Origin of the sequence: Streptacidiphilus sp. P02-A3a (assembly GCF_014084105.1) — a bacterium.
In the GTDB taxonomy this organism is placed as follows: Bacteria; Actinomycetota; Actinomycetes; order Streptomycetales; family Streptomycetaceae; genus Streptacidiphilus.
In genome coordinates, this window is the sequence record NZ_CP048289.1 from 3,223,527 (window position 1) to 3,245,047 (window position 21,521).

The 21,521-nt window shown below is 73.6% G+C and carries 25 protein-coding genes and 1 tRNA gene; 12 read left to right on the forward strand and 14 right to left on the reverse strand.

Annotated elements, in window-relative coordinates; translation table 11 throughout:
- Nucleotides 1–44: 44 nt before the first annotated feature.
- From GXP74_RS14640 to GXP74_RS14650, 3 genes are all read right to left on the reverse strand, one after another.
- Nucleotides 45–2,078, reverse strand: coding sequence for a glycosyltransferase family 39 protein (locus GXP74_RS14640; RefSeq protein ID WP_182451921.1), 2,034 nt, complete (start codon nt 2,076–2,078; stop codon nt 45–47).
- Nucleotides 2,079–2,252: 174 nt separating this feature from the next.
- Nucleotides 2,253–3,527: an MFS transporter gene (locus GXP74_RS14645; protein WP_182451922.1), complete on the reverse strand. Its 1,275-nt coding sequence runs from the start codon at nt 3,525–3,527 to the stop codon at nt 2,253–2,255.
- 253 nt (nt 3,528–3,780) lie between these two features.
- Nucleotides 3,781–3,863 (reverse strand) — tRNA-Leu (locus GXP74_RS14650).
- 223 nt (nt 3,864–4,086) lie between these two features.
- Here GXP74_RS14650 and GXP74_RS14655 point away from each other — a divergent pair.
- The 3 genes from GXP74_RS14655 to GXP74_RS41815 all read left to right on the forward strand — a co-directional run bounded on the left by GXP74_RS14655 (nt 4,087) and on the right by GXP74_RS41815 (nt 6,899).
- Nucleotides 4,087–5,409: a M20/M25/M40 family metallo-hydrolase gene (locus GXP74_RS14655; protein WP_182451923.1), complete on the forward strand. Its 1,323-nt coding sequence runs from the start codon at nt 4,087–4,089 to the stop codon at nt 5,407–5,409.
- Between the two features lie 169 nt (nt 5,410–5,578).
- A complete protein-coding gene (locus GXP74_RS14660) occupies nt 5,579–5,818 on the forward strand; it encodes a chaplin (protein ID WP_182451924.1) in 240 nt (79 codons plus the stop codon).
- A gap of 262 nt (nt 5,819–6,080) precedes the next feature.
- Nucleotides 6,081–6,899, forward strand: coding sequence for a chaplin (locus tag GXP74_RS41815; protein ID WP_370468422.1), 819 nt, complete (start codon nt 6,081–6,083; stop codon nt 6,897–6,899).
- Between the two features lie 106 nt (nt 6,900–7,005).
- On the opposite strand, the gene GXP74_RS14670 is transcribed toward GXP74_RS41815, so the two are convergent.
- Nucleotides 7,006–7,242: a DUF5703 family protein gene (locus tag GXP74_RS14670; protein ID WP_370468423.1), complete on the reverse strand. Its 237-nt coding sequence runs from the start codon at nt 7,240–7,242 to the stop codon at nt 7,006–7,008.
- Nucleotides 7,243–7,467: 225 nt separating this feature from the next.
- Between GXP74_RS14670 and GXP74_RS14675 the strand changes: the two genes are divergently transcribed.
- Complete coding sequence (locus tag GXP74_RS14675; protein WP_182451926.1) at nt 7,468–8,073, forward strand: hypothetical protein; 606 nt, start codon at nt 7,468–7,470, stop codon at nt 8,071–8,073.
- A 106-nt stretch (nt 8,074–8,179) separates the two neighbouring features.
- Here GXP74_RS14675 and GXP74_RS14680 read toward each other — a convergent pair whose 3' ends face one another.
- A complete protein-coding gene (locus tag GXP74_RS14680) occupies nt 8,180–10,189 on the reverse strand; it encodes an AAA family ATPase (protein WP_182451927.1) in 2,010 nt (669 codons plus the stop codon).
- Nucleotides 10,186–11,166: an aldo/keto reductase gene (locus tag GXP74_RS14685; protein WP_182451928.1), complete on the reverse strand. Its 981-nt coding sequence runs from the start codon at nt 11,164–11,166 to the stop codon at nt 10,186–10,188. The genes GXP74_RS14680 and GXP74_RS14685 overlap by 4 nt, the downstream gene beginning before the upstream one ends.
- A 249-nt stretch (nt 11,167–11,415) precedes the next feature.
- On the opposite strand from GXP74_RS14685, the gene GXP74_RS14690 reads away from it, so the two are divergent.
- Together GXP74_RS14690 and GXP74_RS14695 are read left to right on the forward strand one after the other, a co-directional pair.
- Nucleotides 11,416–12,477 carry an LLM class F420-dependent oxidoreductase gene (locus GXP74_RS14690; protein ID WP_182451929.1) on the forward strand — a complete coding sequence of 354 codons (1,062 nt, stop codon included), beginning with the start codon at nt 11,416–11,418 and terminating at the stop codon, nt 12,475–12,477.
- 86 nt (nt 12,478–12,563) lie between these two features.
- Nucleotides 12,564–13,649 carry a beta-propeller fold lactonase family protein gene (locus GXP74_RS14695; RefSeq protein WP_182451930.1) on the forward strand — a complete coding sequence of 362 codons (1,086 nt, stop codon included), beginning with the start codon at nt 12,564–12,566 and terminating at the stop codon, nt 13,647–13,649.
- 70 nt (nt 13,650–13,719) lie between these two features.
- Here GXP74_RS14695 and GXP74_RS14700 read toward each other — a convergent pair whose 3' ends face one another.
- On the reverse strand, nt 13,720–14,256 hold the full coding sequence (locus GXP74_RS14700; RefSeq protein WP_182451931.1) for a gluconokinase: 537 nt from the start codon (nt 14,254–14,256) through the stop codon (nt 13,720–13,722).
- 131 nt (nt 14,257–14,387) lie between these two features.
- On the reverse strand, nt 14,388–14,516 hold the full coding sequence (locus GXP74_RS14705; RefSeq protein ID WP_182451932.1) for a hypothetical protein: 129 nt from the start codon (nt 14,514–14,516) through the stop codon (nt 14,388–14,390).
- Between GXP74_RS14705 and GXP74_RS40305 the strand changes: the two genes are divergently transcribed.
- The 3 genes from GXP74_RS40305 to GXP74_RS14715 all read left to right on the forward strand — a co-directional run bounded on the left by GXP74_RS40305 (nt 14,503) and on the right by GXP74_RS14715 (nt 15,706).
- Entirely contained in the window at nt 14,503–14,904 is a 402-nt protein-coding gene (locus GXP74_RS40305) for an amidohydrolase family protein (protein WP_225448767.1), read from the forward strand. The genes GXP74_RS14705 and GXP74_RS40305 overlap by 14 nt on opposite strands.
- Nucleotides 14,862–15,131 (forward strand): amidohydrolase family protein, encoded by a 270-nt coding sequence (locus GXP74_RS40310; RefSeq protein ID WP_225447936.1) that lies wholly within the window; start codon nt 14,862–14,864, stop codon nt 15,129–15,131. The genes GXP74_RS40305 and GXP74_RS40310 overlap by 43 nt, the downstream gene beginning before the upstream one ends.
- Nucleotides 15,132–15,286: 155 nt before the next feature.
- Nucleotides 15,287–15,706: a hypothetical protein gene (locus GXP74_RS14715; protein ID WP_182451933.1), complete on the forward strand. Its 420-nt coding sequence runs from the start codon at nt 15,287–15,289 to the stop codon at nt 15,704–15,706.
- On the opposite strand, the gene GXP74_RS14720 is transcribed toward GXP74_RS14715, so the two are convergent.
- The 5 genes from GXP74_RS14720 to GXP74_RS14740 form a co-directional block, all read right to left on the reverse strand.
- Entirely contained in the window at nt 15,667–16,125 is a 459-nt protein-coding gene (locus GXP74_RS14720) for an ATP-binding protein (protein ID WP_182451934.1), read from the reverse strand. The genes GXP74_RS14715 and GXP74_RS14720 overlap by 40 nt on opposite strands.
- A 66-nt stretch (nt 16,126–16,191) precedes the next feature.
- Nucleotides 16,192–16,572: an STAS domain-containing protein gene (locus tag GXP74_RS14725; RefSeq protein WP_182451935.1), complete on the reverse strand. Its 381-nt coding sequence runs from the start codon at nt 16,570–16,572 to the stop codon at nt 16,192–16,194.
- Nucleotides 16,569–17,897 carry a SpoIIE family protein phosphatase gene (locus GXP74_RS14730; RefSeq protein WP_182456442.1) on the reverse strand — a complete coding sequence of 443 codons (1,329 nt, stop codon included), beginning with the start codon at nt 17,895–17,897 and terminating at the stop codon, nt 16,569–16,571. Before GXP74_RS14730 ends, GXP74_RS14725 begins: the two co-directional genes overlap by 4 nt.
- On the reverse strand, nt 17,897–18,706 hold the full coding sequence (locus GXP74_RS14735) for an alpha/beta fold hydrolase (RefSeq protein WP_182451936.1): 810 nt from the start codon (nt 18,704–18,706) through the stop codon (nt 17,897–17,899). The genes GXP74_RS14730 and GXP74_RS14735 overlap by 1 nt, the downstream gene beginning before the upstream one ends.
- A 33-nt stretch (nt 18,707–18,739) precedes the next feature.
- Nucleotides 18,740–19,657, reverse strand: a complete 918-nt coding sequence (locus tag GXP74_RS14740) for a PP2C family protein-serine/threonine phosphatase (protein ID WP_182451937.1) — start codon at nt 19,655–19,657, stop codon at nt 18,740–18,742.
- Between the two features lie 184 nt (nt 19,658–19,841).
- On the opposite strand from GXP74_RS14740, the gene GXP74_RS14745 reads away from it, so the two are divergent.
- The 3 genes from GXP74_RS14745 (at nt 19,842) to GXP74_RS14755 (ending at nt 21,116) form a co-directional block, all read left to right on the forward strand.
- Nucleotides 19,842–20,279, forward strand: a complete 438-nt coding sequence (locus tag GXP74_RS14745) for an ATP-binding protein (protein ID WP_182451938.1) — start codon at nt 19,842–19,844, stop codon at nt 20,277–20,279.
- An 11-nt stretch (nt 20,280–20,290) separates the two neighbouring features.
- Entirely contained in the window at nt 20,291–20,674 is a 384-nt protein-coding gene (locus tag GXP74_RS14750; protein ID WP_182456443.1) for an STAS domain-containing protein, read from the forward strand.
- Between the two features lie 70 nt (nt 20,675–20,744).
- Nucleotides 20,745–21,116 carry an STAS domain-containing protein gene (locus GXP74_RS14755; protein WP_182451939.1) on the forward strand — a complete coding sequence of 124 codons (372 nt, stop codon included), beginning with the start codon at nt 20,745–20,747 and terminating at the stop codon, nt 21,114–21,116.
- 102 nt (nt 21,117–21,218) lie between these two features.
- Here the strand turns inward: GXP74_RS14755 and GXP74_RS14760 are convergent, their stop codons facing one another.
- The gene (locus GXP74_RS14760) at nt 21,219–21,380 is read right to left on the reverse strand and encodes a DUF5670 family protein (protein WP_225447937.1); all 162 of its coding nucleotides are present in this window, start codon (nt 21,378–21,380) and stop codon (nt 21,219–21,221) included.
- Nucleotides 21,381–21,521: the final 141 nt, after the last annotated feature.

Genomic DNA, 21,521 nt, shown 5'->3' on the forward strand with positions numbered 1-21,521 from the left:
CCCGCCCGGAGGGACCGGACGGGCGGCGGTGTCGGCGGAAGGGGTCAGAGGCTGCGCGGGCACTGGTAGAGCCGCTGGCCGTCCACGCCGCCGCCGTAGGTCCGGCTGGGGACCTCCTGGCAGCGGTGCGCGACCAGGGCGGTGGCCCGGGCGGCGACGGTGTTCGGCGGGAGCGGTCCGCTGATCGGCGAGGGCTGCCCGAGCAGCACGTAGCGCAGCCGTCCGGTGGCGATGGACTTCCGCAGCGCGGGCAGGGTGGGGGAGGGGACCTGGTCGGTGAAGCCGCCCATCGGCAGCACCTCCGCGCCGGTGGCCAGGATGTACGGCGAGGCCACCGACCAGTCGGTGGTCGCGAACAGGTAGCGGGCGCCCTGCTGGTGCGCCTGGAGGTACGACATCAGCTCCCGCTGACTGTGGCTGAGCCGCTGCGTGTGGCGGCCCCAGATCTGCGCCATGGCCTCGGCCGCGGCGGCCTCGGTGCCGGAGTGCGCGGCCGACGGCGGCTGGTGCCGCACCGAGACCGGCCCGACCGCGCCCATGCCGGAGTGGCTGTAGACCGGGTCGAACACCGAGGAGCTCCAGGCGGCCGGGGCCAGCAGTACCGCGGCCAGCCCGGCCGCGAGCCCGAACCCCGCCACGCCGAGCCCGCGCCGCCGGGGCGGCCGCGATCCGGACCGCAGCAGCGGCGCGGCCAGCAGCAGCACCGACGCCAGCGCCAGGCCCGCCACGGCCGGGGCCAGCCAGGGCAGGAACCTCGGGTAGTCCCGGGCCACCAGCGCGCCCCAGCCCGCCGTGACCGCGACCGTGGCGGGGAGCCCCCAGGCGCCGTAGCCGCCCGCCCGGTACGCCTGCCAGAGCTGGACCAGGCCCGCCCCGGTCAGCGCGGCCAGCGGCGCGGCGATCACGCCCATGTAGTAGGTGTGGCCGCCGACGCTCCCGGCGCTGAAGACCAGCAGGTAGGTCGCCAACCAGCCGCCCCAGAGCAGGAATCCGGCCCGGCGGACGTCGGTGCGCGGGGCCCGCCGCCGCTGGTACAGGCCGAAGCCGAGGGCGAGCGCGCCCAGCGGGTAGAGCCATCCGGTCTGCGAGGCCAGCGGCCCGGCCAGCATCTTGTCCCAGCCGCCCTCCGGCTCGCCGCCGCCCGTGCGGTCTCCCGCCTGGTGCCCGGCCTGCTGGGGGACCGGCGCCGTGCCGGGCATGCCGCCGGTCCGCACGGCCGAGACGCTGCCGGTGTCCCCGGCGTTCAGGCCGACGGAGGAGAAGCGGTTCAGGAAGTTGTAGCCGACCACCATGCTGACCGCCGAGTTGTCGGTGGTGCCGTCCACGTACGGGCGGTCGTGCGCGGGGGTGAGCGTGACCAGCAGCACCCAGGAGGCGGACACCGCCAGGGCGACCGCCCCGGCCAGCGCCAGCTGCCCCAGCCTGCGGCGCAGCGCGGGCGGCGCCGACAGCAGGTACACGGTCGCCAGGACCGGCAGGACCGCGAAGGCCTCCAGCATCTTCGCCTGGAACGCCAGCCCGACCCAGAACGCGGCCAGCAGCAGCGTCCGGGTGCGGCCGTCGCGGGCGGCGCGCTGGGTGGCCTCGGCGGCCAGCAGCAGCAGCAGGGTGAACGCCGGGTCCTCGACGGAGGTGCGGAACAGCCCGGCGACGACGGGGGTGAGCGTGAACGCGAAGGCGGCCAGCAGCGCGGCGTTGACGCCCGCCCAGACGCGGACCGCCCGGTACAGCACCAGCACGCTGAGCACGCCCTCGACGGCCTGCGGCAGCGCCAGCGACCAGGGGTGGAAGCCCAGCAGTCGGGCGGAGAGCGCCTGCGGCCACAGGAAGCCGGGGAGTTTGTCCAGGGTGATGGTGTTGCCGGGGTCGAAGGAGCCGTACAGGAACGCCTTCCAGCTCTCGGTCATGCTGCGGACCGCGTCGGCGTAGAAGGGGTGGTACTGGCTGTGGCCGATGTCCCAGGTGAAGAGCAGGGCGCCGAGCGCGGCGATCAGTATCAGTGCGGGACGCGCGTATCGGGGGGCGGTCTGCTGCGGGGACGTGCTGAGCTGGTCCGGGCGGACCACGGTCGTTGCCATGGGCGCAAGCCTGCTGCCCGCCCCGGGCGGCGACCTCGCCGCAACGCCCGGGACCGGAAGATTTGAACAAGTCGGATGTTTTCTTGATAGTTCCGAAACCTCTGCTTTGCCCGAATCACAGATATCCCACGACCACCTGTTCGCACCTCGACCGCGCGTCGTGCGGTCGGCGCGTCAGGCCGTGGCGAACTCCGGGATGTCGCGCATGCCGCGCAGCGGTGAGGTCACCAGCCACACGCCGGTCAGCGCCATGATCGAGGCGCCCACCCAGAGCGCGCCGCGCAGCCCGCACCAGGTCCCCAGCGCGCCGCCGAGCAGGCCGCCGACCGGGGTGGTGCTGTAGATCAGCCAGCGGATCGAGGCGTTCATCCGGCCGCGCAGCTCCGGCGGGCAGACGGCCTGCCGGTAGGAGACCTGGGCGGTGTTGTAGATCGCGCCGGAGGCGTTGAAGGCCGCCCACCCGGCCGCGTAGGTCAGCACCCCCCAGCCGGACTGGGTCAGCGGCATCAGGAACACCAGCGGTGCGGGCACCACCAGCGCCATCCACATGATCCGGGCAGTGCCGACCACCTCGGTGAGCCGCCGCGAGGCCAGGCTGCCGCCGACGCCGCCGATCGTGCCGAGGCCGAGCACCAGGCCGATCTGGGTCGGCGAGGAGTGCACCGAGCGGACCAGGAAGACCACCTCGATGGCCGTGACCAGGCAGATCCCGAGGTTCGCGGTGGCGGTGGAGACCGCTATCCGGCGCAGGATCGCGTCACCGAGGACGAAGCGCAGGCCCTCGGCCATCGCCGCGCGGAACCCGACCCGGGGCGCGGCGGGCGCCGACGCGCCCTTCGGCTCCCGGGCGCGGATCAGCAGCAGCGAGGCCACGCTGGCCCCGTAGGAGAGCGAGTCGGCGGCGATGGCCCGGGCGGCCGCGCCGAGCAGCGCGGTCAGTCCGGCGCCGAGGGTGGGGCCGACCGCGTCGGCGAACATCTGCGTCGACCGCAGCTTCCCGTTGCCGTCCACCAGGCTCTCCCGGGGCAGCAGCACCGGCAGGTAGCTCTGGTCGGCGATGTCGAAGACCACCCGCAGTGAGCCCACCACGAAGGCGGCCAGGGCCAGTTGCCACATCGATACCTTGCCGCCGAAGAGCGAGACCAGCGGGATGCTGCCGATCGCGAGCATCCGCCCGCCATCGCACCACAGCATCAGCGAGCGCCGGTCCACGCGGTCCACCAGTACCCCGGCGGGCAGCGACAGTACCAGGAACGGAAGTCTGCCCATCACCCCGAGCAGCGCCACCTGAAAGGTGTTCGCGTGCAGTTGAACGGCGATCAGGGGCAGCACCAGCGTGGAGACGGCGGAGCCCAGATCGCTGACGGCACCGCCCGACCACAGCAGCACGAAATCCCGATGGCGCCAGAGCGAGGTGGTCGGTGAGGGATCCGACGTCTTCTTTGGCATGGTCTGTTCAGGCACAGCACATGACTACACCAGGAGCGGGCCCGCGCCAACCGGTTCCGAGATCTTCACAACTCCGAGTGGTGTCACACCTGGCGTCCTACCTGCTGAGACTCCCGCGGGCGGGTCCAGGTTCCATACCGACCGCCCCGACCCACGGGGGAACGCCGAAAAGCGAGGTGGCCCCCCTGGTCCGAGACCAGGGGGGCCACCTCGTGAAAACCGACAGGCCGTTCATCGTGAACGACCCGATGCGTGCGCGAGGGGGGACTTGAACCCCCACGCCCCGAAGGGCACTAGCACCTCAAGCTAGCGCGTCTGCCATTCCGCCACCCGCGCATCGTGGTCGCCCGCGCCGCGTCTCCGCCGCGCTGACGTTGATAACCATAGCAAAGATCAGCCGGGGTTCCGAACCGGCTATCCCGGGCGGGACCTGGGCAGACGTGGGGGTCGAGGGGGTCCGGAGGGGCCTTTGCGGGGCCGGTCGGGCGGGCTTGGGGGGAGGATGGTGGGGACCGCGCCCGGGGGGAAGCCTGGGGCGACCACGGAGAGGCTGACTGACATGAGCGAGTCGAGCATGACAGCGAGGACCGGCGAGGACGAGGTCGCCGACCTGTGCCGCGACCTGATCCGCATCGACACCAGTAACTACGGCGACGGCTCCGGGCCGGGGGAACGGGCCGCCGCCGAGTACGTGGCCGAGAAGCTGGCCGAGTTCGGGTTGCAGCCGGAGATCTTCGAGTCGGAGCGGGGGCGGGCCAGCACCGTCGCCCGGATCGCGGGCGAGGACCCGTCCCGCCCGGCGCTGCTGATCCACGGCCACACCGACGTCGTCCCGGCCAACGCCGACGACTGGACCCACCACCCGTTCGCGGGCGAGATCGCCGACGGCTGCGTCTGGGGCCGGGGCGCCGTGGACATGAAGGACATGGACGCGATGACCCTGGCGGTGGTCCGCGACCGGCTGCGCACCGGGCGCAAGCCCCCGCGCGACATCGTGCTGGCCTTCCTCGCCGACGAGGAGGCGGGCGGCGTCTACGGGGCGCACCACCTGGTGGACAACCACCGGGGCCTGTTCGACGGGGTCACCGAGGCCATCGGCGAGGTCGGCGGCTTCTCCTTCACCGTCAACGAGAACCTGCGGCTGTACCTGGTGGAGACGGCGGAGAAGGGGATGCACTGGATGCGCCTCACCGTCGACGGCACCGCCGGTCACGGCTCGATGACCAACAAGGACAACGCGATCACCGAGCTGTGCGAGGCGGTGGCGCGGCTCGGACGGCACAAGTTCCCGGTGCGGGTCACCAAGAGCGTCCGGCACTTCCTGGACGAGCTCTCCGACGCCCTCGGCGTCGAGCTGGACCCGGAGGACATGGACACCACCCTGGCCCGGCTCGGCGGCATCGCCAAGCTGATCGGGGCGACGCTGAGCAACACCGCGCAGCCGACCATGCTCGGCGCGGGCTACAAGGTCAACGTGATCCCGGGCCAGGCCACGGCGCACGTGGACGGCCGCTACCTGCCCGGGTACGAGGAGGAGTTCCTGGCCGAGCTGGACGCGGTGCTCGGGCCGCGCGTCCGCCGTGAGGACGTGCACACCGACAAGGCCGTCGAGACCAGCTTCGACGGGGCGCTGGTGGAGGCCATGCAGATGGCGCTGAAGGCCGAGGACCCGATCGCCCGGGCGGTGCCGTACTGCCTCTCCGGCGGCACCGACGCCAAGTCCTTCAGCGAGCTGGGCATCCGCTGCTTCGGCTTCGCGCCGCTGCGACTGCCCCCGGAGCTGGACTTCGCCGGGATGTTCCACGGCGTGGACGAGCGGGTGCCGGTGGACTCGCTGCAGTTCGGCGTCCGGGTGCTGGACCGCTTCATCGACGCCTGCTGAGCCGGTCCCTGCCGGATTCCCGGCACTCTGCCCCCTTTTGTCGCTCAGGGGTTCGCCCGGACCACCGTAATGAGTGAATCCATCAGACCGCACGTACCCCGTTTGCCGCAGTGTCGTTCATCCATGTGCAGCCCGCCGAACGGGCTGCACTGTCGACTAGGAGGACGTCATGCAGGTCAAGAAGATTGTCGCGGTCGCCGCGGCCACCGGTGGTCTGGTGCTCGCCGGCGCCGGGGTCGCGTCCGCTCACGGTGCGCAGGCCGAGGGTGCTGCCTGGAACTCCCCGGGTGTGGTGTCCGGCAACACCATCCAGGTGCCGGTCCACATCCCGGTGAACGTCTGTGGCAACACCATCAGCGTCATCGGTCTGCTGAACCCGGCCTTCGGGAACAGCTGCAAGAACTTCTGATCATCTCCGGAACGATTCCGGGGCCTTGACGAACACGTGGTCCCGGGGGGCGAACCATGCCCCCCGGGACCACGGCGTTCCCCGCCACCGGCGGTACCCGCCCGGACGGTCACTCGGACGAATGAAAGCCGCCCACGGCGCGGCACATGGACAGCTCCGCATCGTTACGGAGTGTGCGGGTCTAGGTCTCGTAAGCAAGAAAGACAAACTGAGGGCAGGGCAACACATGCGACAAGCTGCCACGCGCGGTCTGCTCACGGTCATGGCGACCGGGAGCGTCCTGGCATCCACCGCCGGCTATGCGTACGCGGACGCCAGCGCTATCGGCGCTGCCGCCGACTCCCCGGGCGTGGGCTCGGGCAACACCGTCCAGGTGCCGCTCGCGGTACCGGTGAACGTCTGCGGAAACACCGTCAACGTGGTCGGGCTGCTCAACCCGGCCATGGGCAACAACTGTAGGAATGTCACACACCACGGCGCGGAGGGCGCGCCGAGCGGGGACAACGGAGCCGGTGCGGGTGCCGGCGTCGGGCACCTGCCGGGCGGCGGGCACCTGCCGGGCGGCGGGCACCTGCCCGGTCTCGGCCACGTCCCCGGTCTCGGTCACCTCCCCGGTGGCGGGCACGTCGACAACGGCGGCAGCACGGCCACCGGCGGCAGCACGGCCACCGGCGGCAGCCACGACTCGCCCGGCGTGGGCTCGGGCAACACCGTCCAGCTGCCGATCGCGATCCCGGTGAACGCCTGTGGTGACTCGGTGAGCGTCATCGGCCTGCTCAACCCGGCCTATGGCAACCACTGCGCCAACGTGGGGGGCGTCGCACCGGTCCATCCGGTCACGCCGCCCACGCACTGCGCTCCGCCGCCGCCGGTGACCACCCGCAGGGCCACCCCGCCGGCACCGCGCCACAGCCCGCCGCCTCCGGCGACCCGGGTGCTGGCGGCGGTGCCGGTGGCGCACCAGGCCGTACTCGCCTCCACCGGCGCGTCCGACGACCTGGACGTGCTGGTTCCCGGCGCCGCGGCGCTGGTGCTCGGCGGCGGTGTGCTCTACCGCCGCTCCCGTCCGGGACAGCGCTGACCCGCGGGCCCCGACGGGGCCGCTGACAGCGAGGGGGGCGGTGCGAGAGTTCGCACCGCCCCCGTGGAGTCTGCCGGGCCCCTGGCGGGTGCCCTCGTGCCCTGGTTCAGTCGGTCAGATGATCCGACAGGAAGGACCAGCCGCGAACCTGGCGGATGATCTTTCTGCGCAGCACCACCTTGCGCCGCCCGTCCGGGTAGAGCCGGAGCCGGTCGAGCTCCCAGTGGCCGTACTCGGCCTCCTCGGTGAGCAGCCGCCGCGCCTCGTTGCGGGAGACGTCGCGCGGGAGCAGCAGCGAGCGGAACTCGTATTCGGGCTGTTGGACGATTTTGGGTGGGGCCAAGACGTTTCCTCCTGCAGAGCGGTCGCGGGCTCAAGCCTACGACTGGCGGGTCTGACAGGGGTTCAGCCCGGTGCCGAACCTGGTCAGGACAGGTTGCCATGAACCTCGCCGCAGCGACAGACCACGGTCGGGTGAGCACCGCCGAAGGACAGAGTTCGTCCCGAATCGGCGTTGAGGCGATAACTTCTGTGCGCCGCGGGCCCAAGTCCGGATAGCGTCTGCCTCATGTCTGATGTCGCGCAGCCCACCATCGCCGAGGTACGGAACGCAGCGGAGGCGGTCAAGGCCGCCATCGACCGCCATCTGGCGGCTGTAGAAGCCCGGACCGGGGAGAACGACCCGGGTGTGGCCGCCGCTTACGAGGCGTTGGCCCTGGCTGCCGACGCCTATGACGAAGTCCTCTACGACACCCACGACGAGGTCACCCCGTTCGAGGTGCCCAGCCGTCGGGACGCGAGCGACTTCCCCGACCCCGACGAGCCGGAGGCGATCACCGTGCTGATCCGGCGTGACTATCTGATCACCGACGCGCTGCGGCTGCGGGCGGCGGCGCTCAGCGTCGACGGCGCGCCCGAGTCCGCGGCCAGTGTCAGCACCGCGCTCGGCGCGCTGTTCGCCGAGTACGAGCCGGACGAGGTCGCGGGCCGGGCCGAGGAGTTCGGCCTGGAGGAGGGCGACTCCACGCTCTGGGTGACCGCCGCCGACCCGGCCGAGCCCGGCGACTGGCTGGCCGAGCCCTTCGAGGACGCCGACCCGGAGCTGCTGATCTGCCGGTTCGACGTCAGCGAGGCATACGACGACGAGCTGGAGGCGCTGGACCCGGAGCACTGAGGCGCGGAGGTCCGGCGCGGTGGGTTCGGCGCGGGGGGTTTCGGCGCGGGGGGTTTCGGCGCGGGGGTTGGGCCGGTCGGCCCAACCCCCGCGGTCGGTCCGCCGCTCAGTCGGGCAGGTCGGCCGCCTGCTCGGCCAGGATCCCGCGCAGGCGGGTGGTCCGCGGCCGGGCCGGTACCGCGGTGACCGCCTGCGCCAGCGCCGGGCCCACGGCGTGGACCACCGACAGGTGCCGCTCCGCCCGGTTGAACGCCGAGTACACCCACTGCCGGGTGAGGTCCGCCGCGGCCTCCGGCGGCAGCAGCACCACCACACCCGGCCAGCGGCGTCCGGCCGCCTGGTGCGCGGTCAGCGCCCAGCCGTGCCGCAGCGTGCCGCCGACCTGGTCGCGCGGCACCCGCAGCTCGCGCCCCTCGCAGTCCAGCACCAGGCCCTCGGGGCCGCCCGCGCGGACCGTCGCCGGGCGGCTGACGCCGGGCGCGGGGGAGTGCACCACCTGGTCGCCCGGGTCGTAGCCGCCGAAGGCCCCGGGACCCGGGTTCAGCTGCTGCTTGAGCGCCACGTTCAGCGCCCGGGTACCGGCCGCCCCGCCGTGGCCCGGGGTCAGCACCCGCACCTGCTCGGCCGGGATGCCCAGCGCGCGCGGGATGGAGTCGCGGACCAGTTGCAGCGCGCGGTGGGCCGTCTCCTCGGCGTCCCGGGCGGTGATGATCACCACCTCCTTGTCCGGGGCCTCGGCCGGCAGCAGCTCACCGATGCCGATGCCGGAGACCAGCTCGCCGATCGGACCGAAGTCGGGCGTGCGCGAGGCCACCACCGGGCAGATCCGGGCCGCCAGCAGATCCGCGAAGACCCGCCCGGGACCGGCCGACCAGAGTTCCGCCGGGTCGCCGCTGAGCACCAGCCGGGCCCCGTCGGCGACCGACTCGACCAGGGTCGCGGCGGTCTCGGTGTCCAGCGCCGACGCGTCGCAGACCACCAGCAGGTCCAGCGCGAGCGAGCCGTCGGGGGCCCGGCCGGGCCCCTCGGTGCCGCTGAGCAGCCCGGCGACGGTGGTCGCGGACTCGTCGCCGAGGCGCCGTCGGCCGTCCTCGGTGGCGGCGCCGACGCAGGCGCGCAGGCCCAGTTCGCGGGCCGCGCGGACCAGCGCCACCGGCTCGGCGCGGGCCGCCTGGCCACCGGTGTGCAGCACCAGGCCGCTGCCGGTGACCGCGCGGATCAGCGCGGCGGCGGACGCCGAGGGCGCGGCACCGGCCGCCCCGGCCCAGTCCAGCGGGGCCGCGTCGGACTCCGCCGCGCCCTCGGCGTCGGTGCTGTCGGTACTGTCGGTGGCGTCGTCGGCGGATGTGTCGTCGGCGGATGCGGCGTCGTCGGCGGATGTGTCGTCGGCGGTGGGCCGCGGGTCGCCCTCGAACGTGGACAGCAGCCGGACCAGGCCGTCGGCCAGGCTCTCCTCGGCCAGGGCGAGCCGGTCCAGGGCCAGCAGCACCCGCGTCGGCGGCTCCTCCTCCTCGTCCGCCTGCGCCCGGTGGCCGCCCTCCTCGGGCTCCTCCTCCTGGAAGGCCATCACCCGGCCCTCGCCGAGCACCGCCGCCAGTGCGGCGGCGGCGTCCGGGACGCCCTGCTTCTCCAGCCCGGCGCTGATGGTGGGCAGTTCCACGGCGGTGTGCCCGTGGACGGCGGCCTGCTCCAGCAGCCAGCCGGTGAGCGCCTCCGCCCGGCGCGGGTCGTCGGGGCCGCAGTCGGCGCCGAGCAGGCCGCGCGCGAAGCCGTCGGCGTGCTCCGGGCGTACGCCGGGGACGCCCAGGATCGCCCAGGGGTCCTCCCGCAGCAGCTTCGGCGCGCCCTCGCCGAGGGCGGCCACGGTGGCGTCCAGCAGCTGCGCCGGCGCGCCGCCGGCGGCCAGGACCTCGGCGGTGGCCCGCAGCGCCTCGCTCCGGTCGGGCGCGGCGGCCTCGCCCGCGCCGACCGCGCGGATCGCCGCCGCCAGCTCGGCCGGGGTCTGCGCGGGCACGCCGGTCCCGGCGGTCGGGTCGGTGTCCGCGGTGGCGCCGGTGCCGGGCTCCGGGGCCGCCGGGACCTCCGGCGCCGCCTTCTCTGCGCTCTCCAGGGTCATAGCGCGCTCCAGTCGTGGTCCGGGTAGTAGTGCACGGGCGCCGAGATGTCGTCCAGCGCCCGGTGGATCTCCTCCGGCAGGGTAAGGGACTCCACTGACAGTGCCGCCGCGAGCTGCGCGGCGTTGCGGGCGCCGACGATCGGCGCGACCACCCCCGGCCGGTCGCGCACCCAGGCGAGGGCGACCTGCAGCGGGGTCACGCCGAGCCCGTCGGCGGCGGTGGCCACCGCGTCCACGATCTTCCGCCCGCGCTCGTCCAGGTACGGCTGGACGAAGGCGGAGAAGTACGGCGAGGCGCCGCGCGAGTCGGCGGGCGTGCCGTGGCGGTACTTCCCGGTGAGCACGCCGCGGCCGAGCGGGGAGGCGGCCAGCAGCCCCATGCCGCTGTCCAGCGCGGCGGGCAGGACCTCGCGCTCTATCCCCCGCTGGAGCAGCGAGTACTCCATCTGGGTAGCGGCCAGGGGCGTGCGCCCGGGTACCGCGCGCTGCCAGGTCGCGGCCTTGGCCAGCTGCCAGCCGCAGAAGTTGGACACCCCCACGTAGCGCGCCCGGCCGGAGCTCACCGCCAGGTCCAGCGCGTGCAGGGTCTCCTCGGTCGGCGTGTCCGGGTCGAAGGCGTGCACCTGCCACAGGTCGACGTAGTCGGTGCCGAGCCGCCGCAGCGAGGAGTCCAGCGCCGCCAGCAGGTGGCCGCGCGAGCCGTCGAAGCGCCGGTCCTGGTCGGGCACGCTGCCCGCCTTGGTCGCGATCACCAGCTCGGAACGCGGGACCAGGTCCTCCAGCAGCCGGGACAGCACGTACTCGGCGCCGCCGTCGGCGTAGACGTCGGCGGTGTCGACCAGGGTGCCCCCGGCCCCGACGAAGGTCTTCAGCTGCTCGGCCGCGTCGTGCTCGTCCAGGTCCCGGCCCCAGGTCATGGTGCCGAGGCCGATCCGGGAGACGCGGAGCCCGGTCCGGCCCAGGTGTCGTAGTTCCACAAGAGCAACCCTTCGCTGTTCCGGGACGGCACCGCCAGGGGTGCCGGGCTATGCGCATCGTAGGGGCTGGTGGGTGCGCGCCGAGCCCGTCCCCGCCGGTGTCGGGGCCGGGTACCGACCGGCCCGCCCGCGGGCGGGGTCCGGGCCGGGGATGATACTCATCAGTAGCATTCGGGCCGGGGCCGCTATAGGCTCGCCCGCAGCGCCGCCGCCCCCAAGTCGGCGGGCCGGACCTTCGGAGGCAGCACCGTGCGACTCGGCATCAACCTCGGCTACTGGGGCCTCGGCATGGACGCTGACAACACCGCCGTCGCCCAGGAGGCGGACCGCCTCGGCTACGCGGTGTGCTGGGCGGCCGAGGCCTACGGCTCCGACGCGGCCACCGTCCTCGCCTACGTGGCGGCGAAGACCGAGCGGATCGATGTCGGCTCGGCGATCTTCCAGATCCCCGCCCGCCAGCCCACCATGACCGCGATGACCGCGGCCACCCTGGACGCCCTGTCCGGCGGCCGGTTCCGGCTCGGCCTCGGGGTCTCCGGACCGCAGGTCTCCGAGGGCTGGTACGGCGTCAAGTTCGACAAGCCGCTGGCCCGCACCCGCGAGTACGTCGAGATCATCCGGCTGGCCATGTCCCGCGAGCGGGTCGCGCACGACGGCGCCAACTGGACGCTGCCGCTGCCCGGCGGCCCGGGCAAGGCGCTGAAGCTCACCGTGCACCCGGTGCGCGAGCACATCCCGCTGTACATCGCCGCGATCGGCCCGAAGAACCTGGAGCTGACCGGCGAGATCGCCGACGGCTGGCTCGGCATCTTCTTCGCCCCCGAGCAGGCCGCCCTGTCGCTGGACCCGCTGCGGGCCGGGCGGGCCAAGTCCGGGCTGACCCTGGACGGCTTCGACGTCGCGCCCAACGTCCCGATCGTGGTCAGCGGCAGCGACAGCGCCGAGGACCTCGCGGCGGCGGCGGACGGGCTGCGCGACTACACCGCGCTGTACGTCGGCGGCATGGGCAGCAAGGAGCAGAACTTCTACAACCGGATCGCCTGTCGGATGGGCTACGAGCAGGCCGCCGACGAGATCCAGGCGAAGTACATGGCCCGGGACAAGGCGGGCGCGGCGGCCGCGGTCCCGCAGCAGCTGATCGACTCCACCGCGCTGATCGGCACCCGCGACCGCATCGCCGACCGCCTCCGCGCCTACGCCGACGCCGGAGTGACCACCGTCAACCTCGCACCGGTCGGCTTCTCGCTCGCCGAGCGGGTGCTGGCGCTGCGCACCGGGGTCGAGGCACTGGAGCAGGCCGGCCTCGCCTGACACCGGTGGGCGGCGGCGCGGGGGGAGGGAGTCGGCCCGGGGCGCGCATGGGAGGATCAGGAATCCGACCCGAGGAGAACGTCAGCGTGAATGGTCCCCAGCTGCTCGTGACCGGCTGCTACGCCCCGGATATGGACGGCCGTGGCACCGGCCTCACCTGCTACCGGCGCGATCCGCGCGACGGCTCGCTGACACCGGTGGGCGCGCTCCCGCTGCCCTCCCCGTCGTATCTGGTCCAGCACCCGACGCTCCCCCTCCTCTACACCACGAACGAGGCGGGGGAGGAGGGCTCGGTCAGCGTCGTCGCGATCGAGGACGACGGCGCGCTGCGCGAGCTCGCACGGGTGCCGAGCCAGGGCGGTTGGCCCTGCCACCTCGCCTTCGGCGAGGGCGGGCGGCGGCTGGGCGTGGCCAACTACCGCACCGGCACGGCGCTGCTCCTGGACCTCGACGCGGCCGGGCTGCCGACCGGCGGCGGGCGGCTGTGGGCCGGTGACCCGGACGCGGTCGGGCCGCGCGCCGACCGCCAGGACGCCCCGCACGCGCACATGGTCGTCCCCGGCCCGGACGGGCTGTGGACCGTCGTGGACCTGGGCACCGACCAGCTCCGCAGCCACGGCCCGGAGGGCGGACCGCGGCCGCTGGCGGTCACCGCGCTGCCGGCCGGTACCGGCCCGCGACAGCTGGTCCGCGGCGCGGACGGGCTGGCGTACCTGGCGGGTGAGTTGGACTCCCGGCTGCACGTGCTGCGGGAGACCGCGCCGGGCGCGTGGGCGGTGCTCGGCTCGGTCCCCGCGACCGCGGTCGAGTCGGCCGGGGGCAACCTTCCGGCCCAGCTGACCGTGAGCGGGGACGGCACCCGCGTCTACCTGTCCAACCGCGGCGCGGACACGGTCGCGCTGTTCCGCACCGGGTCGGCCGACGAGCTGCCGCGGTTCGTGGCCGAGTTCCCCTCCGGCGGCTCCGGGCCGCGCCACCTGGAAGCGGTCGGGGACCACCTCTACGTCTCCAACGAGAACTCCGACACGCTCACCGTCCACGCGGTCGACGCCGTGTCCGGGGCGCTGACCGTCCTGCGCCAGTACCCGACCGGCTCGCCCACCTGCGCGCTGGCCGTGCGCCCCGCCGTCTCCCGGCCGCGCACCACGGCGACCGGACCGGCCGTGGACTGAGGACGGTCGAGCCCGGCCGACCGGGGTCCGCGCGGACCGACCGCCGGGTCGGCGGACCGGACGTCCGGGCTCAGCCGGAGGCCTGGTCCCGCGGTCGCGTCAGGAGGTCCACGGCCGTCCGCACGATCCGGTCGGGCGCCGGGGCGGCGTCGATCACCAGGCCGCGCTCCCGCGGCCCGAGCGGCTCCAGCACGGCGAGCTGCGAGTCGAGCAGCGACGCCGGCATGAAGTGGTCGGTGCGCTGCCCGATCCGATCCGCCAGCAGCGCGCGGCTCGCCGACAGGTGGAGGAAGACGACCGAGGGGCAGGCGGACCGCAGCACGTCCCGGTAGCTCCGCTTGAGGGCCGAGCAGGCCACCACGCCGCCGACGTCGTTCCGCTCGCGCAGCCAGCGGCCGACGGCCTCCAGCCAGGGCCGCCGGTCCGTGTCGTCGAGCGGGACGCCCGCGGACATCTTGGCGATGTTGGCCTCCGGGTGGAGGTCGTCCGCGTCGCCGAGGGCAACGCCCAGCTGTTCGGAGAGCAGCCGGGCCACCGTGGTCTTGCCGACCGCGGAGACGCCCATCACCACCACGCACGGACGGCGCGGCGAGCCGCTGGCGGACATCGACCACTCCTGACTGCTGCCGACCGGGACGGGCTGCCGCGGCGCGTCCGCGCGCGACGACCGGGAAGCTCCGCGACCACCCTAGACGAAGCGGGCGGAGGTCCCCGCCGCGCGCTCGCCGGTGACGACGGTCAGCGGGGCGGCTCGCCGGGTTCCTGGGCGCTGAGGACGGCGAGGGCGGCGGCGCGGGTACTGGCGACGTGGAGTCGCATCAGTTCGGCCGCGGCCCGCTCGTCCCCTGCCTCGATGACGTCGAACAACCGCTGGTGCTCCCCGCACGCGGACCGCCACGGCGTGGGCGTCGACATCCACCTGCACGACCCCGGCGAGAGCGGCGCCGCCCAGCTGCGCGCGATCGCGGAGCGGACGAGGGCGCTGGGGCTGGACGGTCGGGTGACCGTCAGCCACGCGTACTGCCTGGGGGAGTTGGACGACCGGGTCTTCGCCGCCACGGCCGGGGCCCTCGCCGACTCCGGGGTGTCGGTGATGACCAACGGCCCGGCCGGGCCGATGCCCCCGGTGCTGCGGCTGCGCGGACACGGCGTGCGGGTGTTCGCCGGGTCGGACAACATCCGCACGCCTGGTGGCCCTACGGCACCGCGGACATGCTCGAACGCGCCGGCACCATCGGCCTGCGCGACGAGCTGATGACCGACCGGGAACTGGGCACCGCCCTGGAACTCGCGACGACCGAGGCCGCGGCCGCGCTCGGCCTGCGGGAGTACGGCCTGGCGGTCGGCGACCGGGCCGACCTGGTGGTCGTGGACGCCGCCGGTGTACCCGAGGCGGTGGCCTGTCACCCGCGGCGGCTGCTGGTGCTGCATGCCGGACGGATCGTCCACGACGCGGGACGCCTGGCACCGCCGGTCTCCTGAACCCCCCCACATCCCGACCCCCGTGTCTCCTCGGAAAGGACCCCCATGGCCACCGTCACCCCCGATCGCCCGCCCACCCCGCAGGGTCCGCCGGACCCGTCCGGCGACTGGCCACGGTCTCGCCCCGGACCGGTTCCCCGGGCACCGCCGTGGTCGTGCGGAGCGCACTCGCGCTGCTGGTGCTGCTGGTGCTGCTGGTCGGCGCGCCGGCCCGGGCCGACCCCTGCACGGTGGTCTTCCTGTGGCCCAACGGCACCGGCGTCATGGGCATCGTGCTGATGCAGGCACTGGCCGCGCCGGCGGTGTTCGCCTTCTTCCGCAAGGACCGCCACGGGATGTCCGCCCTGCGCGTGCTGTGGCCGCCGCTGCTGTCCTTCCTGGGCCTGACCGCGTTCAGCGGCTACGCCGCGCTGCGCTTCGACCCGCTCACCGGCGCGAGCACCGGTGTGAATCTCGGGCTGCTGCTACCGCTGCCCGTGGTCTTCGGCGCGGGGCTGCTGGTGGCCCGCCACATTCGCCGCACCGACCCCGGGCGCTACGCGCGTCTGACCGAGATCGACGTCGAACGGGACTGATCGTGCGGGGACGGTTGGCCGGGCGGGTGGAAGCAGGCGCTGATCGTCTTCCCGTTGCCCTTGCTGTGGGCCTCCCACGTGTCGGACACGGCCTCGACGATGGCCATCCCCCGCCCGGACTCGTGCTCCCGGTCGGGATGCCGCCGAGTGGGCAGGTCGGGGGAGCTGTCACTGACGCTCACCTGAAGGCACGTCCGATCCCAGATCAGCACGACCTGGGCGTCGCTCCGCGCGTGGACGTGCGCGTTGGTGATCAACTCGCTGACGGCCAGGAGGACGTCGTCCACCGTGTCCGGTGCCTGCGCGCACCAGCCGAGCTGGTCCAGGTGCCGCAGCGCCCAGCGTCTGCCCGCCCGCACGCCGCCGCGCACGGGGAACGACTGGGCCCAGCCCATCGCCTTGATCGACACTTCGCTCATGGTCCCACTGCCCCTTCTCCTCGCCGGGCGCCTACCCGCAGCGAGGGCGTGTCCACCTGCGCCGGGTCACGTCCTCGACCCGGGCCGCGCCGACCCGGGCCGCGCCGCCCACTGGGCGGTGGCGTCCTGGGCGGTGGGGTGGGTGGGGAAGATCTGGGTGAGGCCGGTGATCTTGAAGGTGCGGGCCACCACGGAGGGGACCGCGGCCAGGGCGATCTGCGCCTGGTGGCTGAGCGCGTGGTTGCGGGCGGCGACGAGCACGGTGATGCCGGAGGAGTCGCAGAAGGTGAGCGCGCTCAGGTCGATGACGAGGAGCTCGCCGGGGCCCGGGGTGAGGCCCAGGAGGGCTTCGCGGGCCCGGGGGGCGGTGTGGAAGTCGAGATCGCCGGCGATCTCCAGGACGGGCCCGGTCGGGGTGGAGCGGGTGGTGGTGCTCAGCTCGGTCACTGCTTCGGCTCTCGGATCGGATGCGGGATGCTGAGGGCCAGCAGGGCGGTGTCGTCGTCCACACCGCCGCCCAGGGTGTCGAGGAGCCCTCGCAGGGCGGTGATCGTGGCGGGCGCGGTGGTGGGCGCCAGCCGGGTGGCGAAGTCCAGCAGGGCCTGGTCGCCGTAGCGGCCGTCGTCGTCGCCCTTGGGTCTGCCGAGGTGGGTGGTGTGCGCCTCGGTGAGGCCGTCGGTGTACAGCAGCACGGTGTCGCCCGGATCCAGGCGCACGCTGGTGGTGGTGATGTGGGCGTCGGGGATGACACCGATGAGCTGGCCGCCGTGGGTCGGCAGGTGGTGGGCGGTGCCGTCGGCGCGCAGCAGAATCGCCGGTGGGTGGCCGCCGGCGGCCAGGGTGAGGTGGAAGCCGCCGTCCCGGTGGTCGGTGTCGGGGGTGAGCACGCCGAACAGGACGGTGCAGAACCGCGGGTCGGCGCCGTGGTACTCGTGGGTGAGGACGGTGTTGAGGTTGGCCAGGACGGCGGCCGGGTCGGGGTCGTAGACGGCGGCGGCCCGCAGCGTGTACCGGGCCAGGGAGGTGATGGCGGCCGCCGCGGCGCCCTTGCCGCAGACGTCCCCCAGGAACATCCCCCAGGCTCCGTCGGCCAGCGGGAAGAGGTCGTAGAAGTCGCCGCCGACCTCGTCGATCGAGGCGATGTGGTAGTGGGCGGCGACCTCCAGTCCGGCCGGGGCGGTCAGCGAGGGCGGCAGCAGGGTCTGCTGCAGGGTCGTGGCCAGGCGCTGCAGCCTGGCCCGTTCGGCCTCCACGGCCCGGTGCGCCTGTTCGGCCTCAAGGCGGGCCTCCTCGGCCTCCTGGCGGGCGCGCAGGAGCTCGGTCTCGTAGGCGCGGCGGTCGCGGGCGTCGAAGAGGGTGGTGCGGATCAGCAGCGGCTGGCCGTCGGCGCCGGTCTTGACGACGGAGGTGACCAGCACCGGCAGCCGGGTGCCGTCGGCGGTCCTGAGTTCGAGGGCGATGCCGCCGATCTCGCCCTGCATGCTGAGCAGCGGCGCGAAGTGCGTCTCGTGGTACAGGCGGCCGCCGACGGTCAGCAGGTCGGCGAAGCGCCGACGGCCCACCAGGTCCTCGCGGCGGTAGCCGAGCCAGGTCAGCAGGGTCGTGTTGACCTTGGCGATCTGCCCGTCCATGAGGGTGGACAGGTAGCCGCAGGGGGCGTTCTCGTAGAGGTCCACGGCGCTGTCCTCCAGCATGGCGGAGAACTGCGCCGCCTGGTCGTCCGCGGAGCCGGGCCCGCAGCCGGACGGTTCCTCGTCGCCGGTCCCGACCATCACCGGCGGGCCCGCGCGAACGCGGTGATCGCCTCGGCGGTGGCCTCGGGGGCGCTCAGCTGCGGGCAGTGGCCGGTGGCGCTGAGGGTGACCAGGGTACTGCCGGGGATGCTGGCGTGGACGAACGCGCCGACCTCGCGCGGGGCGATGGCGTCCACGGAGGACTGCGCGACCAGCGTCGGTATCCCGACCCGGGCCAGGTCGGCGCGGTTGTCGGAGCGGAAGGTGGTGTGGGCGAAGACCCGGGCGATGGCCGGGTCGGTCCGGCAGAAGCTGTTGGTCAGCTCCTCGCCCAGCTCCGGGCGCTCGGGGTTGCCCATGATCACCGGGGCCATCGCCCCGGACCAGCCCAGGTAGTTGGAGTCCAGCGACTCCAGCAGCTCGTCGATGTCCTCGGCGCTGAACCCGCCCCGGTAGCCGGTCGCGGGGTCGTCCAGATAGCGGGGGGAGGGGGCCAGCAGGACCAGCCCGGAGAACAGGTCGGGCTCGCGCACCGCGGCCAGTACCCCGATCATGGAACTGACCGAGTGGCCGACGAACGTGACCGGACCCAGGTCCAGGGCCCGCAGGAGCTGCGAGACGTCGTCCGCGTAGCCTTCCAGGCGCGAGTACCGCTCCGCGCTCCACGCCCCCAGGTCCGAGCGCCCGGCTCCGACGTGGTCGAACAGCACCACGGTGAATTCCTCGGCCAGGGCCGGCAGCACCAGGCGCCACAGGTTCTGGTCGCAGCCGAAGCCATGGGAGAGCACCAGCACCGGGCCGTCGGCGCGGCCGGTGACCACCACGTGGTTCCTGCTCATGACATCCATGGGGCCCATCCTCGCACCCCGGCCGGGCACGGGTCAGTCAGCGGTGAACCGGGCGGCGAAGACGACGATGTCGTCGCGCTGCTGGGCGCCGAAGGAGTCCAGCAGCGTGTCGCACAGTGCCTCGCTGTCCCGGGGCCCGTCGGCGGTGACGCGGCGCAGTCGCTCCATCGCCTCCGGCATGGGTGTGCCGCGCTTCTCGACGAGCCCGTCGGTGACCATCAGCAGGCTGGTGCCGGGCGCGAGCCGGTGGCGGGTGCCCTCCGGTTGCGGCAGTCCCAGGCCGAGCAGCGGCCCGTGGTCCTGGACGAAGGCGGTCCGGCCGGACGCGGTGCGCAGCAGCGGCGGGGGATGTCCGGCGTTGGCGATCCGCAGCCCGGCTCCGTCCGGTTCCACGAGCGCGATGCACACGGTGGCCGTCCAACCGGGACGGTGGCGGCTGAGCAGCGCGTCCAGGCGTTCGAGCAGGACGTGCGGGGCGTGGTCCTCGGCGGCGTAGGCGCGCAGGGCGTGCCGCAGCTCGCCCATGACGATGGCCGCCTGCAGGCTGTGGCCCATGACGTCGCCGACCGCCAGCAGCAGTCCGGCCGGGGTTTCGACGGCCTCGTAGAAGTCGCCGCCGATCTCGGTCTCGCTGGCCGCGGGAAGGTAGCGCACCGCCAGCTCCGTCCCGGGCACCTGGGGCAGCGTCTCCGGCAGGAAGGTGCGTTGCAGGGTGAGCGCGAGTTGGTGCTCCTCGCTGTAGAGGGCCACCACTCCGCGGTTCGTTTCCTCCAGCTCGGCGAGCAGCGCCGAGTTCAGCGTCCGCAGTCGGCTGACCTCGCCCGCCAGCCCGGTCGGCGGCGTGCCGACGGACGGCGCCGACGAGAGCGAGGGGCCGGGCGCGGACGGCCGGGCGCGGCTCCCGGTGGTTTCCTCGGCGCTGTCGGACGGGTCTTCCTGGCTCCGGAGCACGCACTCACCCTAACCAGTCGCGGGGCGCCGTCCCAGACCCGCCTCGCGGTCGCCGGACAGGGGCCGCGGCGGGCGGACCCGGGCCGCCCGGTCAGTCCGGCACGGTCTCGTACGATTTACCGACTGAGATCGGGTACGCGAAAACAGTCCGGCACAGCACCGACGAACGAGAGGCGATCGGTTCATGAACGCCCAACCAGACACCTTGAACCGCCAGGAAAGGTGGCCACTCGACCGCGGGGCGGGCACGCTCGCCGCCGCCCGCGGGTACACCCGGGACTTCCTGCGGGCCGCACCGGAGACCCCGCAGACCGTCGTGCAGGACGCCCTGATCGTGGTGACCGAGTTGGTGTCGAACGCGGTGCGCCACGCGCCGGGACCGAGCACGTTGGAACTGGTCGAACGCGCGGGCCTGCTGACCATCGCGGTGACCGACACCGACACCAGCGCGCCGCGGCCCCGCGCCGCCGATCTCGAAGCGGGCGGCGGCGGTTTCGGCTGGCACCTGCTGGAGCGGCTGTCGCTGCGGGTCCAGGTGCAGCTGGACCCGCCTCGGGGCAAGACCGTCTCCGCGACCCTGCCGATGCGGCGGCCCCTGTCCCTGGAGGCGATGGCAGAATGAATCCCGTGGATATGGGAACCGCCGAGAGCGGCGGTGGCGACGACGCGTCCGACTGCCAGGCCCTGACCGTCAGCACCCGTCCCGGCAGTGCCGGTCCGGTGGTCCGGGTCGAGGGCGATCTCGACTTCGAGACCGCCGATGTTCTCCGTGACCGGGTGCGCACGCTGGTACTGCGGCCCGGTGAGCGGCTGACCCTGGATCTGGACGCGGTCACCTTCTTCGACTCCAGCGGTCTGGGCGCGCTGCTCGCGACCCGCGGCCTGGCGTTGGAAGCCGATGCCACGATCGAACTGCTGCCGCCCCCGGACCACATCGCGCGGGTGCTCGACGCCGTCGGCCTCAGTGACGTCTTCGCCGTCCGAACCGAGGCCGACGGCGAATCCACCGCTCACTGAGTCACCGGGCATGCATGGCGGATGTCGGGGCAGCAGAGGGGCAACATCCTTATGTCCCTGGAGGTGGGCGATGTCCCCGGAGCCCGAAGTCCTGACCGTGAGCACCACTGTCCACGAGGCGGACCGTGCCGTCGTGTCGCTGGCCGGAGAGCTCGACGCGGACACGGTCGCGGTACTCCAACACCAGTTGGCGACCCTGGTCCTGCAAGGACGCAAGCACCTGGTGCTCGACCTCGCCCTGGTCCCGTTCATGGACTCGGCCGGTCTCAACAGCGTGCTGCGGGCGCGGGCGGAGACCCTCAGGTACGGCGGCAGCCTGGCCCTGGCGGCGCCCGGTCCGGCCGTGCGCCGACTGCTCGACCTCACCGGGGTGAGCCTGACCAGCCCGCTCTACGCCAGCAGCACGGAGGCCCTGGCGGCCGTCCCGGCCCGCGCCGAATAGCCGAATAGCCGTCCGGGCAGGTTGCCCGTGCTTGCTACCACGGCATGCCTGTGGGGCGCACCGACCGGTGCGCCCCACAGGCATGCCGCGGCCACGGCCCGGTCACCAGCGGTACCAGCGGCCGCCTCCCCCCGCGCTGCGGGCGAAGAAGCCGACGACCCACAGGACCAGGACCACCACCGCGACCCACCACAGGATGTGAATGGCGAAACCGGCGCCACCCAGGATCAGGGCGAGCAGGAGCACCACCAGAAGAGCACCCATTGTCATCATCCTCCTTCGGCAGGCGGCTGCCCCCACCTGACGGAGCCATGCGCGGCCCGCCGATAGCGCGGCGAGGGTTTCATCCCCCCGGTTGCGGCTAGCCGAGGGAAAGGGGCCGCTACCGGCTAAGAGGAGACCACT

Bases quoted from the DNA above. Each gene is read 5' to 3' on its own strand.
- GXP74_RS40310 (WP_225447936.1), top strand. From the start codon at position 14,862: ATGCTCGAACGCGCCGGCACCATCGGCCTGCGCGACGAGCTGATGACC.
- GXP74_RS14730 (WP_182456442.1), bottom strand. From the start codon at position 17,897: ATGGTCGGGACCGGCGACGAGGAACCGTCCGGCTGCGGGCCCGGCTCC.
- GXP74_RS41815 (WP_370468422.1), top strand. From the start codon at position 6,081: ATGGCGACCGGGAGCGTCCTGGCATCCACCGCCGGCTATGCGTACGCG.
- GXP74_RS14660 (WP_182451924.1), top strand. From the start codon at position 5,579: ATGCAGGTCAAGAAGATTGTCGCGGTCGCCGCGGCCACCGGTGGTCTG.
- GXP74_RS14700 (WP_182451931.1), bottom strand. From the start codon at position 14,256: ATGTCCGCCAGCGGCTCGCCGCGCCGTCCGTGCGTGGTGGTGATGGGC.
- GXP74_RS14655 (WP_182451923.1), top strand. From the start codon at position 4,087: ATGAGCGAGTCGAGCATGACAGCGAGGACCGGCGAGGACGAGGTCGCC.
- GXP74_RS14645 (WP_182451922.1), bottom strand. From the start codon at position 3,527: ATGCCAAAGAAGACGTCGGATCCCTCACCGACCACCTCGCTCTGGCGC.
- GXP74_RS14755 (WP_182451939.1), top strand. From the start codon at position 20,745: ATGTCCCCGGAGCCCGAAGTCCTGACCGTGAGCACCACTGTCCACGAG.
- GXP74_RS14745 (WP_182451938.1), top strand. From the start codon at position 19,842: ATGAACGCCCAACCAGACACCTTGAACCGCCAGGAAAGGTGGCCACTC.
- GXP74_RS14640 (WP_182451921.1), bottom strand. From the start codon at position 2,078: ATGGCAACGACCGTGGTCCGCCCGGACCAGCTCAGCACGTCCCCGCAG.
- GXP74_RS14680 (WP_182451927.1), bottom strand. From the start codon at position 10,189: ATGACCCTGGAGAGCGCAGAGAAGGCGGCGCCGGAGGTCCCGGCGGCC.
- GXP74_RS14735 (WP_182451936.1), bottom strand. From the start codon at position 18,706: ATGGATGTCATGAGCAGGAACCACGTGGTGGTCACCGGCCGCGCCGAC.
- GXP74_RS14720 (WP_182451934.1), bottom strand. From the start codon at position 16,125: ATGAGCGAAGTGTCGATCAAGGCGATGGGCTGGGCCCAGTCGTTCCCC.
- GXP74_RS14675 (WP_182451926.1), top strand. From the start codon at position 7,468: ATGTCTGATGTCGCGCAGCCCACCATCGCCGAGGTACGGAACGCAGCG.
- GXP74_RS14760 (WP_225447937.1), bottom strand. From the start codon at position 21,380: ATGGGTGCTCTTCTGGTGGTGCTCCTGCTCGCCCTGATCCTGGGTGGC.
- GXP74_RS40305 (WP_225448767.1), top strand. From the start codon at position 14,503: ATGACGTCGAACAACCGCTGGTGCTCCCCGCACGCGGACCGCCACGGC.
- GXP74_RS14750 (WP_182456443.1), top strand. From the start codon at position 20,291: ATGGGAACCGCCGAGAGCGGCGGTGGCGACGACGCGTCCGACTGCCAG.